The 21,665-nt window shown below is 56.3% G+C and carries 25 protein-coding genes and 1 pseudogene; 10 read left to right on the top strand and 16 right to left on the bottom strand.

The genetic code is table 11. The features are described from left to right. Positions 1-32 precede the first annotated feature (32 nt). From SOM48_RS08570 to SOM48_RS08560, 3 genes are all read left to right on the top strand, one after another. On the top strand, positions 33-554 hold the full coding sequence (locus SOM48_RS08570; protein ID WP_054802761.1) for a VOC family protein: 522 nt from the start codon (positions 33-35) through the stop codon (positions 552-554). Between the two features lie 120 nt (positions 555-674). Continuing rightward, on the top strand, positions 675-1,439 hold the full coding sequence (locus SOM48_RS08565) for an AraC family transcriptional regulator (RefSeq protein ID WP_313275678.1): 765 nt from the start codon (positions 675-677) through the stop codon (positions 1,437-1,439). A gap of 46 nt (positions 1,440-1,485) precedes the next feature. Beyond that, entirely contained in the window at positions 1,486-2,109 is a 624-nt protein-coding gene (locus SOM48_RS08560; RefSeq protein ID WP_139567772.1) for a LysE family translocator, read from the top strand. A 4-nt stretch (positions 2,110-2,113) separates the two neighbouring features. Here SOM48_RS08560 and SOM48_RS08555 read toward each other — a convergent pair whose 3' ends face one another. Both SOM48_RS08555 and SOM48_RS08550 read right to left on the bottom strand, forming a co-directional pair. Next, positions 2,114-2,419, bottom strand: coding sequence for a type II toxin-antitoxin system RelE/ParE family toxin (locus SOM48_RS08555; protein WP_054802758.1), 306 nt, complete (start codon positions 2,417-2,419; stop codon positions 2,114-2,116). Then, on the bottom strand, positions 2,406-2,678 hold the full coding sequence (locus SOM48_RS08550) for a type II toxin-antitoxin system RelB/DinJ family antitoxin (protein WP_305206907.1): 273 nt from the start codon (positions 2,676-2,678) through the stop codon (positions 2,406-2,408). Before SOM48_RS08550 ends, SOM48_RS08555 begins: the two co-directional genes overlap by 14 nt. 85 nt (positions 2,679-2,763) lie before the next feature. Between SOM48_RS08550 and SOM48_RS08545 the strand changes: the two genes are divergently transcribed. Further along, on the top strand, positions 2,764-4,044 hold the full coding sequence (locus SOM48_RS08545) for a DUF445 domain-containing protein (RefSeq protein ID WP_139567773.1): 1,281 nt from the start codon (positions 2,764-2,766) through the stop codon (positions 4,042-4,044). Between the two features lie 127 nt (positions 4,045-4,171). Here the strand turns inward: SOM48_RS08545 and SOM48_RS08540 are convergent, their stop codons facing one another. The 11 genes from SOM48_RS08540 to SOM48_RS08490 form a co-directional block, all read right to left on the bottom strand. Next, the gene (locus SOM48_RS08540; RefSeq protein WP_139966689.1) at positions 4,172-4,606 is read right to left on the bottom strand and encodes a putative T6SS immunity periplasmic lipoprotein; all 435 of its coding nucleotides are present in this window, start codon (positions 4,604-4,606) and stop codon (positions 4,172-4,174) included. Then, entirely contained in the window at positions 4,597-5,127 is a 531-nt protein-coding gene (locus tag SOM48_RS08535; RefSeq protein WP_139966690.1) for a type IV secretion protein Rhs, read from the bottom strand. The genes SOM48_RS08540 and SOM48_RS08535 overlap by 10 nt, the downstream gene beginning before the upstream one ends. A gap of 112 nt (positions 5,128-5,239) precedes the next feature. Next, positions 5,240-6,304, bottom strand: a complete 1,065-nt coding sequence (locus tag SOM48_RS08530; RefSeq protein WP_320511801.1) for a DUF2955 domain-containing protein — start codon at positions 6,302-6,304, stop codon at positions 5,240-5,242. After that, positions 6,294-7,361 carry an HlyD family secretion protein gene (locus tag SOM48_RS08525; protein WP_320511800.1) on the bottom strand — a complete coding sequence of 356 codons (1,068 nt, stop codon included), beginning with the start codon at positions 7,359-7,361 and terminating at the stop codon, positions 6,294-6,296. The genes SOM48_RS08530 and SOM48_RS08525 overlap by 11 nt, the downstream gene beginning before the upstream one ends. Positions 7,362-7,365: 4 nt before the next feature. Further along, positions 7,366-7,833, bottom strand: coding sequence for a MarR family transcriptional regulator (locus SOM48_RS08520; RefSeq protein WP_042714558.1), 468 nt, complete (start codon positions 7,831-7,833; stop codon positions 7,366-7,368). 99 nt (positions 7,834-7,932) lie between these two features. Further along, positions 7,933-8,349, bottom strand: a complete 417-nt coding sequence (locus SOM48_RS08515) for a FosA family fosfomycin resistance glutathione transferase (protein ID WP_315080644.1) — start codon at positions 8,347-8,349, stop codon at positions 7,933-7,935. 14 nt (positions 8,350-8,363) lie between these two features. Continuing rightward, positions 8,364-9,602, bottom strand: a complete 1,239-nt coding sequence (locus tag SOM48_RS08510; protein WP_320511799.1) for a type II toxin-antitoxin system HipA family toxin — start codon at positions 9,600-9,602, stop codon at positions 8,364-8,366. After that, the gene (locus SOM48_RS08505; protein WP_206616705.1) at positions 9,602-9,919 is read right to left on the bottom strand and encodes a helix-turn-helix domain-containing protein; all 318 of its coding nucleotides are present in this window, start codon (positions 9,917-9,919) and stop codon (positions 9,602-9,604) included. Before SOM48_RS08505 ends, SOM48_RS08510 begins: the two co-directional genes overlap by 1 nt. A gap of 121 nt (positions 9,920-10,040) precedes the next feature. Beyond that, a complete protein-coding gene (locus tag SOM48_RS08500; protein ID WP_320511798.1) occupies positions 10,041-11,093 on the bottom strand; it encodes a DUF1176 domain-containing protein in 1,053 nt (350 codons plus the stop codon). A gap of 95 nt (positions 11,094-11,188) precedes the next feature. Continuing rightward, the gene (locus SOM48_RS08495) at positions 11,189-11,797 is read right to left on the bottom strand and encodes an ATP-dependent Clp protease proteolytic subunit (protein ID WP_023480386.1); all 609 of its coding nucleotides are present in this window, start codon (positions 11,795-11,797) and stop codon (positions 11,189-11,191) included. Positions 11,798-11,886: 89 nt separating this feature from the next. Next, positions 11,887-12,051, bottom strand: a complete 165-nt coding sequence (locus SOM48_RS08490; RefSeq protein ID WP_076768952.1) for a DUF1127 domain-containing protein — start codon at positions 12,049-12,051, stop codon at positions 11,887-11,889. Positions 12,052-12,226: 175 nt separating this feature from the next. Here SOM48_RS08490 and SOM48_RS08485 point away from each other — a divergent pair, with 175 nt between their 5' ends. After that, positions 12,227-13,642 (top strand): aminotransferase-like domain-containing protein, encoded by a 1,416-nt coding sequence (locus tag SOM48_RS08485; RefSeq protein WP_320511797.1) that lies wholly within the window; start codon positions 12,227-12,229, stop codon positions 13,640-13,642. Between the two features lie 2 nt (positions 13,643-13,644). Here the strand turns inward: SOM48_RS08485 and SOM48_RS08480 are convergent. Then, a pseudogene (locus SOM48_RS08480) lies at positions 13,645-14,028 on the bottom strand (C40 family peptidase); the annotation flags it as partial. Between the two features lie 301 nt (positions 14,029-14,329). Continuing rightward, complete coding sequence (locus SOM48_RS08475; protein WP_054802753.1) at positions 14,330-15,025, bottom strand: FliA/WhiG family RNA polymerase sigma factor; 696 nt, start codon at positions 15,023-15,025, stop codon at positions 14,330-14,332. Between the two features lie 324 nt (positions 15,026-15,349). On the opposite strand from SOM48_RS08475, the gene SOM48_RS08470 reads away from it, so the two are divergent. From SOM48_RS08470 to murP, 5 genes are all read left to right on the top strand, one after another. Further along, a complete protein-coding gene (locus tag SOM48_RS08470) occupies positions 15,350-16,243 on the top strand; it encodes a winged helix-turn-helix domain-containing protein (protein ID WP_320511796.1) in 894 nt (297 codons plus the stop codon). 13 nt (positions 16,244-16,256) lie between these two features. Continuing rightward, positions 16,257-16,685, top strand: coding sequence for a hypothetical protein (locus SOM48_RS08465; RefSeq protein ID WP_128483707.1), 429 nt, complete (start codon positions 16,257-16,259; stop codon positions 16,683-16,685). Positions 16,686-16,779: 94 nt separating this feature from the next. After that, a complete protein-coding gene (locus SOM48_RS08460) occupies positions 16,780-16,965 on the top strand; it encodes a flagellar biosynthesis anti-sigma factor FlgM (protein WP_054802749.1) in 186 nt (61 codons plus the stop codon). Between the two features lie 180 nt (positions 16,966-17,145). Then, positions 17,146-18,057, top strand: coding sequence for an N-acetylmuramic acid 6-phosphate etherase (murQ, locus tag SOM48_RS08455; RefSeq protein ID WP_320511795.1), 912 nt, complete (start codon positions 17,146-17,148; stop codon positions 18,055-18,057). Further along, positions 18,057-19,496 (top strand): PTS N-acetylmuramic acid transporter subunit IIBC, encoded by a 1,440-nt coding sequence (murP, locus tag SOM48_RS08450; protein ID WP_320511794.1) that lies wholly within the window; start codon positions 18,057-18,059, stop codon positions 19,494-19,496. Before murQ ends, murP begins: the two co-directional genes overlap by 1 nt. 34 nt (positions 19,497-19,530) lie before the next feature. Here murP and foxA read toward each other — a convergent pair whose 3' ends face one another. Beyond that, positions 19,531-21,618, bottom strand: a complete 2,088-nt coding sequence (foxA, locus tag SOM48_RS08445; protein WP_076768955.1) for a ferrioxamine B receptor FoxA — start codon at positions 21,616-21,618, stop codon at positions 19,531-19,533. Positions 21,619-21,665 lie beyond the last annotated feature (47 nt).

Genomic DNA, 21,665 nt, shown 5'->3' with positions numbered 1-21,665 from the left:
TGCTTAATACCACACAAATAACAGGAGGAAATATGCAGCAGAGCATTCGCGGGATCGATCATATTGGTATTACCGTGCCGGATATAAAAGCCGCCACCCGTTTTCTTACCGAGGCATTAGGTGCGGAGCTGATTTACCAGTCCGTCGCACCGGAAGATGAGGATATTGATAGCGAAGCACAGCAAAAGACGCTGCGGCTGGTGCCGGGCACGGTGATCAAAGCGGTGAGCATGCTCAAGCTACAACACGGGCCGGGCATTGAGTTGTTTGAAATGCAGGGGCCTTCACAGCGTGAACCGCTGCGGGCGAACGACTTTGGTCTGCAACACTTTGCGGTCTATGTCGACGATATCGACGCCGCGCTGAAACAGTTTGCCGAAGCGGGTGGCGAAGTGTTTACCGCGCCGCAGCCGCTCGGTTTCCCGACCGAGAAGGGCGACGGCAACTGCTTTTGCTATGGCCGCACGCCGTGGGGCAGCATCGTCGAATTTATCGCTTACCCAACGCCGATGCCCTACGAGCGCGACACGCCGCTGCGCCGCTGGAAACCGTGACCATTAGCCCGGAGCAGGCTTTGAACAGCCCCACCCAATGTGGCGGCTTCTGCATAACGCGTTTCGCGATCCCAGGCGCGCTGTGCTATACCGGAAAACCGCTCCAGACCGAGATGATGAATAGCCGTGACTCGCGATATCGCACAAACCTTTTTCCGCTCAGCGGCGCTGCCAGGCGTGGAGCTGCGTAGCACCCGCAACAGCACGCAGGCGTATAAGCGCCACCGCCATGCGGAACTCTCCATTGGCGCGATTATCGACGGCCAGACCCGCTGCGTCTGCCACCAGCAGGAGTACCTGCTGCGGCCAGGCGATCTGATTGTGATTCCAGCCCTGACGCCGCACAGCTGCAACCCGCTCGCCGGGCAAGCGCGCAGCTACCATATGCTCTATCTGGCAGATGAAAACCGTGGCCAACAAGTGATTCGCGACCCGCAGTTGTTCGAACACTTCCTGCATATTGTCGCGCTGATGGAGAACAACCAAACACAGCCATTGCAAGGAGCCATCCAGACTCTGCTCGCCGCCCTGCCGCAGGTACCTGATGATGAACCGCTCCACGCGATCAGCGAGCAGGTGCAGATGGCGTTGCAGGAGAATTTGCAGCAGCCACCGACGCTGGATGCGCTGGCCCACGCCTTTTCACTGCGCAAAGAGACGTTGATCCGCACCTTCAAACGGGACACCGGTTTAACGCCCGGCAGCTTTCTCAACCTCGCGCGCGTTGAGTTCGCTAAAAGCCGCCTGCGCGCCGGGGATAAACTGGCAGATGTCGGCTACCAGAGCGGTTTTGCCGACCAGAGCCACTTTCATAAAACCTTTGTCAGCTACACCGCCGCCACGCCGCGCCAGTATGCGCTCGGATCAATATCAGACAATAAATAGCGCCTCACAGCGGCTATGGTGACCGCAATTTTTATGCGAGGTCACTATGGATATCTTTCCCGCCGCTTTTCCCGCCCTGGCGCTGGCGCATTTTGTCGCGCTGCTCAGCCCCGGCCCGGACTTTTTCCTGCTGATAGGTTACGCCATTCGTTACCGCCTGCGCGGCAGCGTCGGGCTCTGCATCGGCATCGCTTTGGGTAACGCGCTCTATATTCTGCTGGTGATTATCGGGGCCAGCGCGCTGCGCCACTTCAGCGGGCTGTTTACCGCCATCGAACTGCTCGGCGCGCTTTATCTGCTGTGGATTGGCTCACACCTGGTGCGCAGCCGCCCGCAAACGCTGGCGCTGGATGAGACGCGTCAGCGCTGCCCCGGCATCGGTAAACAATTTTTACTTGGCCTCGGCTCGGCGCTGCTTAACCCGAAAAACGCCCTCTTCTACCTGGCGCTGATGACCGCCCTGCTCGGCCCGGATGTGACGCTACTGCAACAATCTGTCAGCGGGATCTGGATGGTAATGGTAGTGCTGCTGTGGGATGTAGCGCTGGTCAGCCTGATTGGCCTGCCTGCGCTGCAACGGCGTCTGAGCCGCAGCATCTGCTGGATAGAGCGCATCGCGGGCGTAGTGCTGATGGTGTTTGGTGGGTGGATCTTATGGAAAACCCTGTAGGGCGTTATTCGAATAGCTCGGCATGGGTGCCCAAATCGGTGAATACCACCAGATGCTTTTCGTCATCAAGGCGATAGACCAGCAGATAGTCGCCGCCGATATGCAGCTCGCGAAACCCCTGCATATTTCCGGTTAAAGCATGATCGTTATAGTGGGCGGGAAGCGGGTTGCCGGAGAGCACCATCGACATGATAGCGGCCGTCTCATGCATGTCCCGGCGTCCCGCTTTGTTGTATCGCTCCCAGGCCTTCACAAAGGTTTTGGTGTAATCGGAGCGGAATGGCAGGCGCGCGCGTTTACTCTTTCCCATTGTTTAAGCTGTCCATTAGCTGTTCAACACTCTCAAAGCGTCCCTGCTTTTGCGCGGCGATCTCTTCGGCCTCAACCATTGCGTTACGTAACCGGGCGGTGGGTTTCGCGGTGATTTCAAAAGGTATCCCTTCGTTTTTAACAATTTGCTCAGCAAACAGGCGTATCGCCGTGCTCCAGTTGAGGCCGCAATTTTCAAGTACCAGCCCGGCGCGTGCTTTAAGTTCGCTGTCGATACGCGATCGGATAACAGAATCCATATAACCTCCTGTGCGTTTGTGGGCACAGTGTAGCTACAAAATTGATTCTTTGCACCTTCGCCTCGTCTCGCTCTATGCTTATCAGATGGAAAAATTAGCTGAACTGAAGCGCGCCAAACGACTGGCGCTGTCGCTGCTGCTGATCGCTGCCGCAGTATTTGTTACTACTCTTTTTCTGCCGCCAAACTTCTGGGTGAGCGGGATCAAAGCCATTGCCGAAGCGGCGATGGTCGGCGCGCTGGCCGACTGGTTTGCGGTGGTGGCGCTGTTTCGCCGCGTGCCGCTGCCGTTTATTTCTCGCCATACGGCGATTATTCCGCGCAATAAAGACCGGATTGGCGACAATCTTGGTCAGTTCGTGCAGGAGAAATTTCTTGATACCCAATCACTGGTGGCGCTGATCCAACGGCATCAGCCCGCGCAGATGATCGGCGTCTGGTTCAGCCAGCCGGAGAACGCGCAGCGCGTCGGCACGCATCTGTTGCAAGTGATGAGCGGCTTTCTCGAGATGACCGATGACAGCCGTATTCAGCGGCTGATCCGCCGGGCGGTGCACAAAGCGATCGATAAAGTCGATTTAACGCAAACCAGCGCCCTGATGCTGGAGAGCCTGACACGTAACAACCGCCACCAGAAGCTGCTGGACACGCTAATTACTCAGTTGATTGCGCTGTTGCAGCGGGAAAATACACGTACCTTTATCGCCCGGCAGGTGGTGCACTGGCTGGAGACCGACCATCCGGTGAAGGCGAAAGTGCTGCCGAAAGAGTGGCTGGGGGAGCAGAGCGCGGCGCTGGTCTCCGATGCTGTTAACTCTCTGCTGGATGATATCAATGCCGATCGCACGCACCAGATCCGCCAGGCCTTCGATCGCGCGACGATGAAACTGATCGCTAACCTGAAAAGCGATCCGGAGATGGCAGAGCGCGCGGAAAACATCAAAGAGTATTTGAAGAACGATGAGGCGTTTAACCGCTACGTTGGCGAGATGTGGGGCGATCTGCGCAACTGGATGAAAGCGGATATGCACTCCGACGATTCAAAAATGCAAAAGCGTATCAGCGAAGCCGGGCTGTGGTTTGGCGAAACGCTGCTGGCGGACGGCGCGCTGCGCGCCTCGCTTAACGAGCACCTCGAACAGGCGGCCCATCGTGTTGCGCCGGAGTTTTCAGCTTTCCTGACGCGTCATATCAGCGACACGGTGAAGAGTTGGGATGCGCGGGATATGTCTTACCAGGTGGAACTCAATATCGGCAAGGATCTGCAATTTATCCGTATCAACGGCACGCTGGTCGGCGGCTGTATCGGCCTGATTTTGTACCTCCTGTCGCAGATCCCGGCGCTCTTCAACCTCTCTGCCCTGTGAGTTGCCGGATAGCGGCTTACGCCTTATCCGGCCTACAAAAGCGAACCGTAGGCCGGATAAGCGCAGCGCCATCCGGCAATTGATGACAATTCTGACCAATAAAACAAAAGTTAACTGCAATTCGCTATCAGTATGCGATCTCATTATTGGCGAGAGGGAAGTTTTCTACGTGCCCTTGTTTAAATTCGACGCCAACAACAACACTTCTGGGCGAATCATGCTGAGTGCGCGATTTGAGAATGTAGTTAACAACAAATTGTCCATTCATTGAAAATGAATAAAACGAGGGGGGAATACACAGCTTTTCATCGCGCACTTTCAGTTGCGGTAAAAACGTATATTTTCTCTCTTGCACGGGTGTCTCACGTGGATTTATCGCAATATAGCTCGGCTGAAAATCTCTTGCATTTGGAACCACAAAGCAGACGTTATCACCCTCTTTCAGTACGGTTGTAGTTTCATCCGCCTTCAGGCGATCGCCCTGTCCAGGACAGCCTGTCAACGCGATTAAGCCTGCAACAACAAGCAGTAAGCGTGTACTTTTATTGATAGTTAGCTCCATGGAAACCCCCGCATCGTTTGCTTATATTTCGCGCCGATTACGGCTTCTGCTATGTCTCCATCCATCTTCACATCTCCTCTTGCAAGCAGTGCAATCCAGGCTCTGTAACCGTAAGTTTTAAGGATGAAATAATCTGCGATAATTTGTGCCTGCTGTTCCATGGGATAACAGCGTAAAAGACGACCATCTAATCTGTAGCGGTAGCTAACGAACCTGCTTGCTAAGCCCCTAAGAAGGATATTCATACCCCGGTTTCTTTGCCAGACGTGGCTCATCTCATGGATAAAAAGATTCTGCAGAGATAGCCCTTCACAGGAGAAATCATCCCTGTACCAGTAACGAAAATAGAGTTCGCCATTTGGACTCATCGCCGTCTCATCATCCTGTAACTCAAAGGGAAAAAAGCTACCGTGATGGATCCAAACCTTATGGTATTCAATCGTATCGCCGAAAACGCGCTTAGCTAGTGTAACTTCCCCATGCTTAAGTATTCGAAGACTTCCCTCATTTTGATTACTCATATCCAACTCCTTGTAGCAAACAATCCTTATCGACGCGCTGAACGCATGTTTATTCGACGCTGATTTTGTATAACCCAGGCGTAAAAAACTGTGCTCTAAAATCCACTTCTTCTCACTCCTCAATCACAAACCGTGTCGCTTCAAAGCGGTTCAAAATCAGGTGCACGAGATAGACCATCGTCAGCGTCGCCACCAGCGAAACGGTGACGGAGACAATGCGGTACAGGTCGCTGAACACCAGGTCGGTATCCGGGTGCAGGTTCTGGCCAAACATAATGCCGATGGTGGTGACGCTGGCGAAACCGACGCCCGCGCCCACCTTCTCCATCACATGCAGCCGCGCGCTAAACGCCAGCCCAAGGCCGATCAGCGGCATCATCAATAGCATATGGCTGCTGTGGTTATAGAGAATCAGCTGCACCAGCAGGATGTAGAGACACGCCAGCACCACGCCCGCCACGCGCCACAGCGAACTCAGCACCGAGCCGCGATAGTGCATCGGAAAGAGGATCAAAATTCCCGCCATCAATGCCGAAAGCGAATCGCTCAGGTCGCTCATCTGGAAGACAACAAAAATCATCGTCGCCACCGTGCCGGAGAGCAGCGATTCGTGGCGTACCCGGGCAGCGTTTTTCTCAATCAGCGGCGGACGGGTGCGCGGCTCGACGTCCGGCAGCAGAAAGTGCATCAGCGCGCTAAGGGCGACGGCCATAATACTGGCCTCAATATTGGAAAAGAGCAGCGTATGCCAGTCGCTCGACGGGTAGCTCATAAAGTTGAGCATCGTGCTCTGGCACACCACGCCAGTAGAACCAAAGAGAAACAGCGGGCCTTTACTCATAAAGCGGAAACGCATTACGTAGAGCCCAAACACCACCAGCGTCATGATCACCGGCCACTGCATCAGATAGCCGATGATGAACACCATTTCGACGCAGTTAATCACTGCGCTGAACACGAACTGTTTGGCGACGTGGCGGTTAAACACCGGCACCAGCGACAGCAGCATCACCGGGTAGATGACATAGAAGACGCCATACTGCGTGTTGTAAAAGCTCGACACGCTCAGGGCAATCATTCCGGCAAACACGATGCGCAGCGTCTGGCGGAAATCATTCGCCGTGTAGACGATATTGCCATGCGGCGTAAAGACGCGGGCCAGCGTGTTAATAGACATAGTGCAGCAGGCTTACCAGGCGGATTTGCAGCCCGGAGAAGAAGCGGGCGAAGATCCCTTCGCTGTTATAGAGCTGCACCGTGGCGCGCGCGCCGGTCGGCAGTTCTTTTGGCAACGGCTCATCCAGCGCCACATGAATGCGCATGCGCTGCGCATCGCGCACCCAGCGGTTGGAAGTTTCCGGCTCCGAAAGCTGACCGTTTACCGCTTCCTGCCCGGCGAGTGTGCCCGCATCGCTGCTGGTGACATGCGCGTGGAACACCTGGCCCGGCAGCGCATCAAACACTACCGCCGCATCGGTGCCAACATGGGTATGGCGCAGGCTCTTTTCACGAAAATCGGCGACGATATCGCTCTTCTCATGCACCAGCGCCAGCGACGCGCCGCCCGCCTGGGCATAAAAACCGGGGCTGAGCTGCAGGTTGCTGACCGTGCCGTCTGCTTCGGCGCGCACCTGCGTCCAGCCAAGGTTCAGCTGCGCCTGTTGCAGGGCGTTGCGGTATTTTTGCAGCGTGACGTTATGCGCTTCATCACGTTCACCGCGCTGAATACGCAGTGCTTCAATGCTGGCGTTAAGGTTCGTCACCGACTGCTCACTCCCCTGCCAGGTGGTGCGCACGTTATCGAGGTCGGACTGCGAGACACTCTGCATTTTGCCGAGGCGCTGGTAACGCTCAAAGGTGACGCGATTATTCTGCGCTGTCAGCTGCGCCGTTTTCAGGTTTGCCTGCGCGGCGGCAATCTGCGCGTCGAGCTGTTGATTGGTCAGACGCGCTTGCGCCAGCGCAATCTCCGCAGCTTCGACCTGGTTTTCAAAAGGTGTGGCGTCGAGTCGGTAGAGCAGATCGCCGCGCTTTACCCGGCTGTTGTTCTGCACGTAAACCTCAGAAACATAGCCAGAGACGCGGGCAGAAACCGGCGTCACCACGCGCATCACGGTGGAGTCCGGCGTCAGCGGGATCCAGATATCGGCGACAATAAAATAGACAAACATCAGCAGGAAAGAGGCAATACTGACCCTTACCCAGCGGGCAAATTTTTGTTCAGGCGTCATCATTTTCTTATTCGGTTTTATTATCTTCTTCGCGCATCACGCGCAGATTACAGGCGAGTTGGCTCAGCGTAGCGCTGAACTTTTGCAGATCTTCCGCCGGGATACTCTCTGTTGCCCGCAGCTGACAGGCTTCAATCACTTGTGTGATTTTCTCCAGCAGAGCGCACCCTTTGGCGGTCAATTTCAGCAGGCGGATGCGCTTGTCGTACGGCGATGTCGTACGCGCAATCAGCCCCTGCGTCTCCAGCTGGGCGAGCGTGCGCATCAGTGGCGGCAGTTCAATGCCCTGCACTTCCGCCAGCTCGCTGACCGAAACATTGTCCCCCAGTTGCTGCAACTGCATCAGCACCGTCCAGCTCGACTGGGTAATGCCAGTGTCGCGCAGGGCATGATCAATGGTTGCTCGCCACTGGCGCACCACCATTGCCATGCGCATTCCCAGCGGCCGGCGAGCAAACAGTTCATCTTCGGTCATTACGTCCCCTCACATTAGCGGAGGGGCACGATAAAGGTTATCAGGGTAACTATCAAGAAACGGCGGGGCAAAGAGCATGGATTGTGAAAGGCGCGGAGGTCAATCAAAAAACACCATTCCCTTATAGGGCTTCGCGCGACAAGCCGCCAGACGCTGCGCCAGATCGCCGACGTGTGCTTCCAGCTTATGACCGTCCGGGTCAAGGAAGTAGTACGAGGCCCCTTCGCTTTTGTTCACCTTCCAGCTCACCACGCCCGCCTGTTCCAGCCGCGTGATAAACGCCGCCAGTTCGTGCTCGCCAATGCTAAACGCGTAGTGGGTGTAATCGCTTTGATCGGCAGGAATAACCCGGCGTGCCTCATCGACGGAGAGGCAAATCCAGATATCGCCGCAGGTGAGATACGCGCCGTTATCCCAGCGTGCATGCAGCTTCAGGCCGAGCAACTGATGGTAGAAATCGACGCTGCGCGCCAGGTCGCTGACCGCAAGCGTAAGGTGGTTAAGGGTAGTTAGCACGGTCTCGCTCTCCATTAAAAGTTAAACGCCGAAGCCATTCTTTCCTGCTCGCTGCGCGCGATGCCCAGCGTTTCAGCATGGCTGCGCCACTGGCTTACGCTGCTTAATACCTCTTGTTTAATCGCGTGCGCTCGTGAACTACTCAACTGGAAAAAATCGATAACTGACATTGCCAGTTCAAACTCGAGGCTGTTATCGCTATCGCTGATATTAAGATGCAACCCTTGTGCATCCGGCACCGGATTAATGTCATAAGCGGGCGACAAACGCCAGCCACCCTGCTGATAAATAAAACCGTGGTTACGCAGGTGATCGTCGTTATTAGAAACGGCGATATTGAAAACGATGCGTCGCCATAGCTGGGCTAAATCGTCGCGGCTGCGGGCACCCTTTTCCGTCAGGAACTGCGCCAGTTCAAGGTAAGACGCCTCGTAATCACCATCGTAATAACCAAGCTGTGTCATCGCAGAGGTAAAGTGCAGACGGGAATCGGACGTTCTGTCAAAACGCCTGGTCAGAAAGGTATGGTACTCGCGGTCGAAACGCTCAATACGGCATTCAGCCATATCGATTCCCGCATTACGCGCCAGTTGCCAGGTCAGAAACTCCCACGCCGCAATGTCGTAATCATCGTAGCGGCTGGGGAATTTGGCGATCCATAAATGATCATCTTCATCACGCACGCTGGCTTTAGGCCGCGCGCCGCCCAGCGAGGAGCCCGGCGACATCAGCATTTCCAGCCATTTCAGGTACTCAGCATCGTCACGCTCGTCATGCCGTTCGACCTGCTCTGCCGCATGCGCCAGCTCTCTTAACGAGGTCAGTGGTGGTGCCGCTAGCCGGTGGTTATCGTCAAGAAAAGTGCCGTCTGGATCGCGTTTGAAGCGCAGCGCGCCCTGGCGGTGAAAATCATGCACCCCCAGCAGAAAATCGATTTCGCCCAGTTGCCGTGGACGACGCGCTTCATGCCGGGCAAGGATAGCCTCCCGCCGTTTCATCAGTAGCCGCCCCCAGCGATCCGGACAGGAGTCGAGAAAAACGCGAAAATTTCGTGATGCCTGGCTGTGCTGCTCGCCTGAGTAGAGTTCCAGGTCGGGATCGACTTTCTGCGCGAAGGGCGATATCAGCCACTCATCGTTATAGCGAAAACTAAAATGCTCGCCATTGCGTATCCTGTCTGCGCGCAGCAGGCCAACCCGCGCAGGCTCGGCAAAATCTTGCCAGTCGGCATACACCCAAACATCCGTGGTCATTAACGCGGCTCTCCTCTCTTCCTTAAAAGCTCTATATCTTGCAACTTGCGCCCCAGTTCATCATCCCTGGCAAGCAGAAGAAAATCATCGACCAGCCCGAGTACGCCAAGCACAGCCACATAGTGCCCAAGCGAAACCCCCGGGTCGCCCTGCTCGATTTTTCGCAAGGTGAGACGGCTTAACCCCGTTCGTTCCGAGAGCATAGTCTGAGTGAGTTTTCGGCGTTTGCGGGCGAGTTTGATGTTCTCACCAAACTGCGTAAGCACTTGTTGATGGCGGGGGAAGATAACCGCGCTGCGTTTATCTCTTGCTGTCATGGTCACTATACTTACCATTAATATTGAATTTGGTAAGTATAGTGACCATGAAATCGAAGGTAAAGTATATAAAATGAACACCACCGCATTCTTTTATCAGGTCGCGGCGGTGCTCAGAGGGTTATTTCGCGGCTTTCACCTCGGCGACAAACTCGGGTAGCTCCCAGGCACCGCCCGCGCGGATGCCGCGGCACAGGCCGGTGGTGCCTTCGCTGCTGTGACGAAACGCTTCGCCGTCCCACACCCACTCGGCGGATGCCCAGCAGTCGCCAATTCCGCGCCCGCGCTGCGCGAGGGTGATGGCACCATTGCTGTAGTCGGTTCCCGAGCTGGTGACGAATTGCGGTTTATCTTGCAGGGCGTTGTCGACCACCCAGTAGCCATACCCTTCGTTATAGGCGGCACGCCAGCAGAGTGCGGAAACCAGGCCATGTTTGGCGTCCAGCGGCGTCAGGGTGAGGTCATTATCGCCCTTAACCGTCTCCTCTTCCGGGTTGGCGAGCCGGTCGCAGTCATCATCTTTACCGAGTGTCGCGAGCAACTGTGGCGTCAGTTTTTTTGCTTCGGCTGCGCTAAGGGTACGCGCCTCGCCTTTGCTTACGGTTGCGGCCTGGATCACCGGGGCGCTAATCGCGGCAGTAACGGAGGTTTCAGGCTTATTGCCTTTTTTACTCAGTGCGCCCGGCGTGCCGATGCGCCCCTGCACATCGTCAACCTTCAGCAGCGCGGCGGAAGCGCCGTCGCCAGAGAGCACAAACGGTTTCGCGCCGCCTCTGAACTCAACTTTGCCACTGCCCTTCACCGCAGCAATCATCTGCGTTGCCTGCTCGTCCGTCAGACGCCAGGTGTCGTTATCGCCGGGGGTTAACGCGCCGAGCGATTTGCCGTTGATCCACAGCGCCAGTTTCGTCGGCGACGATGGCGGTTCACTCTCGTCCATATCTGCCAGCACCACCTGCACGGTGACGGGGGTTTGCGGCCCCGCTTTACGGGTGATCAGCACCGAACCGGTTGGGTCGTCCTCCACACTGTAGCCCGCTGCGCGGCAGGTCAGGGTGTTATCGCACACCACTTGCCAGTCTTTATGTTCGAACGAGACGCTGGCAGGTGCCGCCAGCGCAGGAAAGCTCAGGGTCGCTGCGGTTATCAGCGCTGTGGTGATACTGCTTTTCATGCCATCACTCCATAATGAGAAAGGCGTCAGGGGTGCGAAAGAGAATCAGGAAAATGATGAGGCGAGAGAGTTCTCGCCTCAGAAAAGCACAGGAATTAATCGAGGTTGAGATCGGCGTAGGAGTTGACCACGCGGGAGACAATGCCGTAATCCATCGCCTCTTTGGTGTTCATCCAGAAGTTGCGATCGGTGTCCTGCTTCACCTTCTCCACCGGCTGGCCGGTTGCGTCAGCAATCATGCGGTTGACGCGCTCAAGGGTACGGATGATCTCTTTGGCTTCGATTTCGATGTCGCTCGCCTGACCACGCACGCCGCCCAGCGGCTGGTGGATCATAAAGCGGGTGTTCGGCAGCGAGTAGCGGTGCTCTTTTTTCGCCGCGAGGAAGATGGTGATCCCGGCGCTGGCGACCCAGCCGGTGCCGATGATGTGCACTTCCGGGGTGATAAATTTGATCATGTCGTGGATGGTATCTGCCGCTTCGACATGGCCGCCCTGGCTGTTGAGATAGATTTTGATCGGCGCATCGCTGATGCCCTGCAGCAGCAGAAGCTGGGTCACCACTTTCTCAGTCAGCGCCTGGTTGATCTCACCGGAGATGATGATCGAACGCGCATCCAGCAGTTTCTGCTGCATCAGCTGGCTGGCATTGCCTGCTTCTTTCTCTTTTTTGTCGTCATCATCGTGGTTAGTAATAAAATGCATGTGCTCTCTCCCTTCAGGTTATGGAGCTAAGCATAGCCCAACGCAGGGTGGGCGGGAACCACCAGATATTTCCTGCGCCCTTTTCGCCTTCAGCTTATATCGCTGCGTCGTAGTCCCATATCCCTTAACTGCTCGTCACTCAGCCTGCGCAGTTCGCGTCGGGTTTTCGCCAACAGGTGCCAGCGCCGCAGCTGGCGCCAGAGTAAAACAAAGCCGGAAAACGGGCGCCGTGGTCGATTTTCGAAAAATTCCATGTTGCTCTCCTCGCCTGAAAAGAGCTCTATCTTCGCTGCGATCGCCCTGCACAATACAGACTCAGAAAATACTTTTCTTTAACATACAGATGCCGTAAAAGGGGATCTGAACGCCACTTTCCCGCCCGATCTGTACTGTTTTTTGTAACTGTATGGTGACTTTTTAGGATACAGCATGACCCGCTACCAACATCTGGCCACGTTACTGGCAGAGCGCATTGAGCACGGCTTATATCGCCACGGTGAAAAATTGCCTTCGGTGCGCAGCCTGAGCCAGGAGCATGGCGTCAGTATCAGCACCGTACAGCAGGCCTATCAGGTACTGGAAACGTTGCAGTTAATCACCCCGCAGCCGCGCTCCGGTTACTTTGTCGCGCCGCGCAAAGCCAAACCGCCGGTGCCGGCGATGTCGCGCCCGGTACAGCGCCCGGTTGATGTCACGCAGTGGGATGAAGTGTTAACCCTGCTTGATGCGCGCACGGATAAAGAGATTATTGCCTTCGGCGGCGGCGCACCGGACCTCAACCAGCCGACCCTCAAACCGCTGTGGAAAGAGATGAGCCGCATCGCGCAGCACCAGGTGATGGACGCCCTCAGCTATGATCCCCTGCCCGGTCAGCAGGAGCTGCGCGAGCAGGTCGCCCGCCTGATGCTTGATGGCGGCACCTCGTTAAACGCCGAAGAGATTGTTATCACCGCTGGCTGCCACCCGGCGCTGTCGCTGGCGCTGATGGCGGTCTGCGATCCGGGCGATATTGTCGCCGTCGAATCGCCCTGCTTCTACGGCACCATGCAGCTGCTGCGCGGGCTGGATATCAAAGCGATCGAAATCCCGACCGATCCGGAAACGGGGATCAGTATTGAAGCGCTGGAACTGGCGCTTGAGCAATGGCCGATTAAAGGGGTGATCCTGGTGCCCAACTGCCAGAACCCGCTCGGGTTTATCATGCCGGAAGCGCGCAAAAAGGCGGCGCTGTCGCTGGCACAGCGCCACGATATGGTCATTTTCGAAGATGATATTTATGGCGAGCTGGCCACCGACTATCCACGGCCGAGTACCATCAAATCCTACGATATTGATGGCCGCGTACTGCTCTGTAGTTCACTGACCAAAACCGTGGCGCCGGGACTGCGCATTGGCTGGATCGCGCCGGGGCGCTATCTGGATCGGGTGATCCATAAAAAATATGCCGCCATCGGCACTAACGTCCCTTCCACCCAGCTGGCGGTGGCGGCGTTTATCCGCGACGGGCACTATCATCGCCACGTACGCCGGATGCGCCAGGTCTACCAGCAGCGGCTGGCGGTCTACACCTGTTGGGTACGGCAATATTTTCCATGCAATATCTGCGTGACGCGCCCGCAGGGCGGCTTTCTGCTGTGGGTCGAACTGCCGGAAAGCGTCGATATGGTCTGCGTTTCCCGCGCGCTCTGCCGGTTAAAGATCCAGATCGCGCCCGGTTCGCTCTTTTCAGCCTCCGGCAAGTATCGCAACTGCCTGCGCCTCAACTGCGCCCTGCCGCCGGATGAAGAGAGACGGGAAGCGATCAAACAGCTGGGGGCGACGATCCACAACGCGCTGGAGGAGTAGCCTCAGAGAATCGCCTCGTTGGTCAGAATACGCCGCGCGCCGAGGTAATGATCCTGCCAGTAATCATTGGTCAGGTTACTGATACGGATCTTCAGCCCGCTGCGCGGTGCTTCGATAAAGCTATTGTTGCCAAGGTAGACGCCAACGTGGTCTGCCGGGCCGCGCCTTTTACTGTGAAAGAAGATCAGATCGCCGCGGCGCAGCTTATGGCGGGCCACTTTTTTCAGCCCCCTATCCCGGAACATCGCCCGGGTGGTGCGCGGCAGTTTTCGCGCCAGCACCTTGTTATAGGCGTAGACCACCAGCCCGCTACAGTCGAAACCCCGCTGCGGTGAGACGCCGCCACGCACGTAAGGTTTACCGAGCTGCTTCTCCAGACGGTTCATCACCGTCAGCAACGATGCGCGAACGCGCGCTTTTCGCCTCGCCTGATGATGCGCGGCAGTCGTCTGGGCGTTTGTCTCAGACGTGGTTAACAGAGGCGTCGCTCTGCGCGCGGGGGTTTGCACACACCCGGTTGCAAGCGACAGCACAAGAAGCGTAAAAAAAAGCCCCAAAAACCCTCGGAGCAGGCTCCGACTGGGGGCGACGATGGATGACAAAATCACAGCTTTCACGAGAACAACACATTTAAACCAATGAGTTAAACGGAAGCACCGGCTACAGCCAGCACCATAAATAGTGCGTTTATTGACGCGTAAACGCCTGAACCTTCTGGGCAATCCCTTTATTGAGCTGGCAGACGCGCGCTTCCGATACGCCGATCACCTGCGCAATCTCTTTCAGGCTCAGTTCATGCTGGTAATAGAGCGCGAGGATCAGCTGCTCACGCTTGTCGAGGGTGGCTACCGCGCTGCGTAACGTGTAGGCGGGCAGCAGTTCATCCTCGAGCTGGCGGCTACGGAGCGTGCTGGCGTGCAGATCACTCTCCAGCAGGGTATCCAGGCTCTCCAGCGCACTGGCCGAGTGCAGCAGCAGATATTGCTGCCAGGCTTCCGGCGTCACCGACAGCCGCTCACTCAGCTCCTCAAAGCGCGGTTCATACCCCAGCTCACGGGTGATTTCGCGGATCGCATCCGTGAGCTTATGCGTCTGTTGACGCAGCCTGCGCGGCCGCCAGTCCTGCTGGCGTAACTCATCCAGCACCGCGCCGCGAATGCGCTGAATGGCGTAACCGGCAAACTGTGCGTCCGGCGGGCCATAGCGGCGCAAGGAAGCCAGCAGCCCCATCAGGGCAATTTGGCGCATATCCTCTTTGCTCATTACGCTGCTGGTCTGCCAGCTGAACTGTTTGACGACTTTATGTACCAGCGGCAAATAATCACTGATATAACGCGCTTCATCAGCGGGATTTAAGGTTTTTGCGGCAGTTAAATTCATCATTTACATTACGTATGAGGAACAGCGGATAAAACAATTAATAAAAAGTTTCGGCAACACCTAATTAACAAAATGAGAAGAGAAGTAGCTAATAACTTACAAAAGCGCTCCTCAACGGCGTCAAACAATACACCACAAACCCGTTTTTTAATCCTTTGAAAAGCGCCAACTAATGAAATCACATGTAATTTACGCCGCGCTTTCCGTATTATTAACGCCACAAACCGGTGAACTACGAATATTTATTCTGTTATTTATCCGATTCAGCCAACGGCATTATTTCTTGCAATAAGTCTCTGACGGATTGGTATCAATCGTTAACCTTTTATGAATAAACACAATTGCACCGTAAATAACTGGGTCATCGATCCTGCGTCAGGCGCGATCCACCATGTGGTGACCGGCGAGGAGAAACGGCTGGGAACGCACCCGCTCAGACTGCTGGCTGTTTTGCAGCAACACCCCGGCGAGATCCTCTCCCATGAGGCGTTGGCCGCGCAGGTCTGGGAAGATCGCGCGGTCAGCAGCAATAGCCTCGCCAATGCCATTCATGCGCTGCGCACCGCCCTGGCGGATAACGGTAAGCAACAGCGAATTATTCGCACCATCCCCAAAAAGGGATACGTGCTGGAGGCAAAATATTGCCGTCCTCTGGTCAGCGGGCCGCCGCCAGACCCGCGCCCTGTCGCACCTGAAGTCGATATCCCCGTACAGGAGACGGCACCTTCCGCGCCTGAGTTACCCGCGCCACCCCGGCAACCGACGCCCGTTGTTGCGCAACCTCTCCCCTGCATTAACGTTCTGCTTATTATGCTGTTCTTTATATTCACTGTTCTCTGTAGCGGTTATCTGGCGCTCACCTATAACAACAAGATAGTGGCAAAAGAGGTGGCAAAAAATATCTACAGCCATCTGCGTATATTTGCCCTGCTGGCACCGGGCGAGAGAATGAAAGAGCCGACGGCTATTTATGATCGCTTAAAAGAGAGCTATACCCGGCTTAATCGGCAGGCAAAGCAGAAGGCGCTGCGTATTGCTATTTACTATCGCAGTGAAAATCAAACCTTGAATTATACCTTCCGCATACATAATGGCTGCGAGCAGCGGGTACTGGTGATGCAAATTGACCACTGGCGTTCCGATACGGCGTTATTAAATAAGCTGATTGTCAGTGAGACACGGAGAAAAATGGATGAGATGGCACGCTGTAACAGCCAGTAAATGGACACTATTTTTGCTTGCTATCACCCTGGCGGCGTTAGCCTGCGGCATCGTTTTCCAGCGCGGGCAGCGCGCCCTTAACCAGACGGAGGAGATCGTACAGCAGGTGGGGTTTTACGATTTGATGCTGCATCAACAGGAGATCTACGATTCGCGCATGAGCACGGCGGGCAATATTATTATCAGCACGCTCAGCAGCCCGCACGATGCGGCCTTTATGCTCAAAAGTAACTTTGTCCACACGCGCCAGCGGTATGGTAAACACTATTTTGCCTACGCACCGGTGCTGTTCAACCCGGCAAAAGATAACCGCATGGTGACAAACAATGTTGATCTACTCACCTACTCGGAGAATGCCATGCAGCAGATTGCGCCCGACGGCGTGCCGCTGGTCTGTCAGCAAAATGGCATGATTTTTCGCTATCAGCTGGAGCCGGATTAAGCAAAAACGCGGGGATTAAGTTTGCGGCGTCGGTGGTCGTTTTAGGTAGCCAGATAGCCGCCAAACGTTAACCGCCCTCTGTGAGACGCACATCATGACAGCGCCCCCCTTTTCTGACGCGACCCTCTTTTTACTTAACCAGGCGCAGGCCGACCTTGATCAATTGCCGGAGATTGACCAGCCTAAGATCGAACGCCTTCGCGCAGCGCTTAACGCTGGCGAACTTGAGCTCGATCCCGATGCGCTGGTGCAGGCCATCTTCACTTTTCACCAGCGCTGACGCGCCGCTTAATGATCACTTATGCGCATCATGAGCAGCGTCACACTCTCGTTTCGCGCCCCGTGTAAGAATAAATTATTCTTAAATAGACAGTTATGAATAATATATTATTCCTTTTTCGGCTGCCGGGGCCGTGAGGCGGCAGGCAGAAAGTCATAACGCAGAGTGAAGTGAGACGTGATGAACATTGATCTATCCACATTGACGACCGAAGGCCGCAACAGCGCCAGCGCCAATATCGACATGCTTGATACCGAGGCGATGTTGCGGGTGATTAACCGTGAGGATCAGAAGGTCGCACTGGCGGTTGAGCAGGTGATCCCGGCGATTACGCAGGCGGTCGATGCAATTGTCAGCGCCTTTAAAAAGGGCGGACGCCTGATTTACTGCGGCGCGGGCACCTCCGGGCGTTTAGGTATTCTGGATGCCAGCGAATGTCCGCCCACTTACGGTACGCCACGTGAGCAGGTTGTCGGCCTCATTGCCGGCGGCCATCGCGCCATTTTGCAGGCGGTGGAGAACGCCGAAGATAGCCTGACGCTCGGCGTCGACGATCTTAAATCCCTTAATTTCAATGCCAACGACGTGCTGGTCGGCATCGCCGCCAGCGGGCGCACACCCTATGTGATTGCCGCCATGGAGTATGCCAAAAGCCTGCATGCCACCACCGTATCGCTGACCTGCAACGCCGGTAGCCCGATGACGCAGATTGCCGATATCGCCATTACGCCGGTGGTCGGCGCGGAAGTGGTCACCGGCTCTTCACGCATGAAAGCAGGCACGGCGCAAAAACTGGTGCTTAATATGCTCACCACCGGGGCGATGATCCGCAGCGGCAAAGTCTACGGCAACTTGATGGTGGACGTGGAGGCGACGAACCAGAAGCTGGTGCAGCGGCAGGTCAACATTGTTATGGAAGCCACCGGCTGCGACAGCGACGAGGCGAAGCACGCGCTACAGGCCAGCAACGGTCACTGTAAAACCGCCATCCTGATGGTGCTGGCGCAGATTGACGCCGAAGAGGCCGCGAGTTTGCTCGTGGATAACGGCGGGTTTATTCGCCAGGCGCTGGCCCACGCAGGAGTGAAGTGATGGCCAAAATCACGCCGGAAGTGATCGCCTCCATCCTGCAACAGGTCGGTGGCGAAGCAAATATCAAAAGCTGCGGTAACTGCATGACACGCCTGCGCCTGGCGCTGCATAACGACGCGCTTGTCGACAAGGCCGGGTTGCAGGCGCTGCCTGGCGTGCTCGGCGTGGTGAACAGCGACGATCAGTTGCAAATCATCGTGGGCCCCGGCAAAGCGCAAACCGCGGCAGAGATGATGAGTCTCTTAATCAGCCGTGACAACGCGCCCGCGGAATCGGCCTCGCTTAAAGAGGTCGCCCGCGACACCAAACAGCAGATGAAGGCGAAGCAGACCAGCGGCCTGCATCAGTTTCTGGCGAAATTCGCCACCATTTTCACGCCGCTTATCCCCGGCTTTATCGCCGCCGGGATGCTGCTCGGCTTCGCCACGCTGATTGAGCAAAGCCTGCTGGTTGGCGCGCAGGATAAGAGCAGCGCGCTCGCGCACGTCGTCGGTTATATGAAAGTGTTCGGCAAAGGGTTGTTCACCTTCCTGCCAATCCTGATCGGCTACAACGCGCAAAAAGCCTTTGGCGGCAGCGGCGTCAACGGCGCGATTATCGCCGCGCTGTTTGTGCTCGGCTACGACGCGAAAGCAACGGTCGGCTACTTCTCCGGGATCGACAACTTCTTCGGCATGAGCATCGATCCGCGCGGCAATATTATCGGCGTGCTGATCGCCACGATCCTCGGCGCGTGGATCGAGCGGCAGATCCGCCGGTTTGTGCCCGACAATCTCGATATGATCCTCACCTCGCTGCTGACGCTGCTGATCACCGGCGCGCTCACCTTTACATTGATCATGCCGATCGGCGGCGAGCTGTTTAAAGGAATGTCGTGGCTGTTTCTGCACCTGAACGGCAACCCGTTTGGCTGCGCGGTGCTGGCGGGCCTGTTCCTGATTGCGGTGGTGTTTGGCGTGCATCAGGGCTTTATTCCGGTCTACTTCGCCCTGATGGATGCGCAGGGTTTCAACTCGCTCTTTCCGATTCTGGCGATGGCGGGCGGCGGCCAGGTGGGCGCAGCGCTGGCGCTCTACTTCCGCGCGGCGCGTGAATCGACGATCCGCAACCAGATCCGCGGCGCGATCATTCCCGGCCTGCTCGGCGTCGGTGAACCGCTGATCTACGCCGTGACCCTGCCGCGCGTTAAACCTTTTGTTACCGCCTGTATTGGCGGTGCCTGCGGTGGATTTTTTATGGGTGCGGTGGCGTGGCTTGGCTTACCGGTCGGGTTGAATACGGTGTTTGGCCCTTCCGGGCTGGTGGCGCTGCCGCTGATGACCTCCGATCATGGCATCTACGCCGGGATGGCGGTCTATGCGGCGGGCGTGGTGGTGGCCTATCTCGGTGGGTTTATCGTCACCTGGCTCTTCGGCCATAAAGGCGTCGATCTCAGCTAAGAAAAAACCCGGCGCAGCGGCCGGGTTTATTACATCAGAATGCGTAAGAGAGGCTGCCGACGATGCTGCGCTCGGCACCAAAGTAGCAGTAGTTGGCGGAGTTACACGAGGCGACATAGCGTTTATCGGTGAGGTTGTTCACGTTCACCTGGGCGCTCAGCCCTTTCAGCCCGACATTCGACAGATCGTAGCCGACGGCCAGATCCACCAGCGTGTAGGAGGGCAGCGTGTGGGTATTCTCACGATCGGAGGTGATGCCGTTAACATACCGCACGCCGGAACCGAGGGTCAGACCATTCAGCGCACCCGCTTTGACGTCATAGCTCAGCCAGGCGCTGGCCTGGTTACGCGGGGCGTAAACCGCGCGTTTGCCCTGCTCCTCGGGGCTGCTTTTCTTATAACGAATGTCGTTATAGGTGTAAGCCGCTTGTAAGCGCAGGTTATCCGTCAGCTGACCCACCGCTTCCAGTTCAACCCCTTCCGATTCAATCTCACCAATAGCGCGGTAGGGATCGGTCGGCTCCACTTTGGTGGCGATATTGTTCTGGTTGATGCGGTAGACCGAGGCGCTGTACATGGTCTGCGAACCTTCCGGCTGGAACTTCAGCCCCGCTTCCCACTGCTTGCCCTTCATCGGTTGCAGGATTTTGCCGTTCTCATCGGTAAAGCTGGTCGGCGTAAAGGCCGTCGAGTAGCTTACGTAGGGCGCAAATCCGCTGTCGAAGAGGTACATCAGTGCCGCACGGCTGCTGATATGGTCTTTCTCCAGCGTATCGTGAGTGTCACCGATCTTATTGCTGTTAGTGATCTTCACCTGATCGTGACGGCCGCCGAGGGTCAGGCGCCAGCGATCGAGCGACATCTGATCCTGCACATAGATCCCGGTCTGCTCCAGTTTATGCTTTTCACGGCCATACACGGAAATTGAGAGCGGATCGGCACCGTAAACCGGGTTAAAGGCATCGATCGCCGGGAAGCTGCCATAGGACGAGGTGACGTTGTTATTGCGATGCTGATAATCAACGCCCACCAGCAGACGGTGGTTGATGGCACCGGTATCGACGCTGCCATCAAGCTGGTTATCCAGCGTCACAGCCGAGAGGGACTCATCTGAGCCGGAGTAACCGCGGTTCAGCTCGGTCTCATTCAGCCAGCCCGAGGCATAAACCTGATTGAGATCGACTTTGGTACGCAGGTAACGCAGCTTCTGGCGCACCGACCAGCCGCTGTCAAACATGTGCTCAAAGTTATAGCCGACCATGTTTTCACGGCGTTTGTACTTGTCGTACTTATCTTCGCCCTCAAAGAAGGTGTTGGAGATTTTGCCCCCGGCGTGCGGCACTACGGTGCCTTCATAGGGCAGGCCAGAGTGGCTGCCACCTTCCGGATCGCGATGCAGATAGGCCATCACATCGAGGCGCGTGCTGTCGGTAATACGCCAGGTGACGCTCGGCGCGATGGCGTAACGCTGCTCTTTCAGGTGATCAAACTGGGAGTCGGCATAGCGGGTCATACCGGTTAAACGCACCGCCACGCGATCGTTATCATCCACCGGCCCGGTCACATCAAACGCCGCGCCGCGCTGGTTGTTATTGCCCGCGAAGAGTTTCACTTCACCGCCCGGATCGAACGACGGTTTGCGCGAGTTCAGCGCCACAATGCCGCCCGGCGACGATCGGCCATAGAGCACGGATGCCGGGCCGCGCACCACTTCCACGCTGTCTAAAAACCACGGGTCGATCACCAGCGAGCTGTGGGAGTTGGTGTCGCCCATCATCTTCAGGCCGTCGAGATAGACGTTATCGAGGCTGCCGTCGGAAAAGCCGCGCAGCACGATGTAATCAAAGCGGTTAGAGGCGCCGATTTGGTTGCTGTAGACGCCCGGTGTGTAGCTGACGGCCTGGCGCACGCTAGTTGCGCCCTGCTCTTCATACTGCTGGCGCGTGACGATCGAGACCGCCTGCGGCGTTTCGATATCCGGCGTCTCAAGCTTGGTCGCGCCGCTCTGCACCTGCGACGTTACCACCACAGTATCTTTAGCGTTTTCCTGCGCCAGCGCCGAAACGCTCATCCCACCGGTTATGCAGCCAATCATCAATGCCAGTCGCGTTTTTGCGAACATGAAACTCTCCAGAAGCGGTTATTATTGTAAATAAGAATTATTACCCT

This window comes from Kosakonia sp. CFBP8986, assembly GCF_034044935.1.
Lineage (GTDB): Bacteria > Pseudomonadota > Gammaproteobacteria > Enterobacterales > Enterobacteriaceae > Kosakonia > Kosakonia cowanii.
Note: the sequence above shows the minus strand (reverse complement) of the source record. Positions and strands in the feature narration are given on the sequence as shown.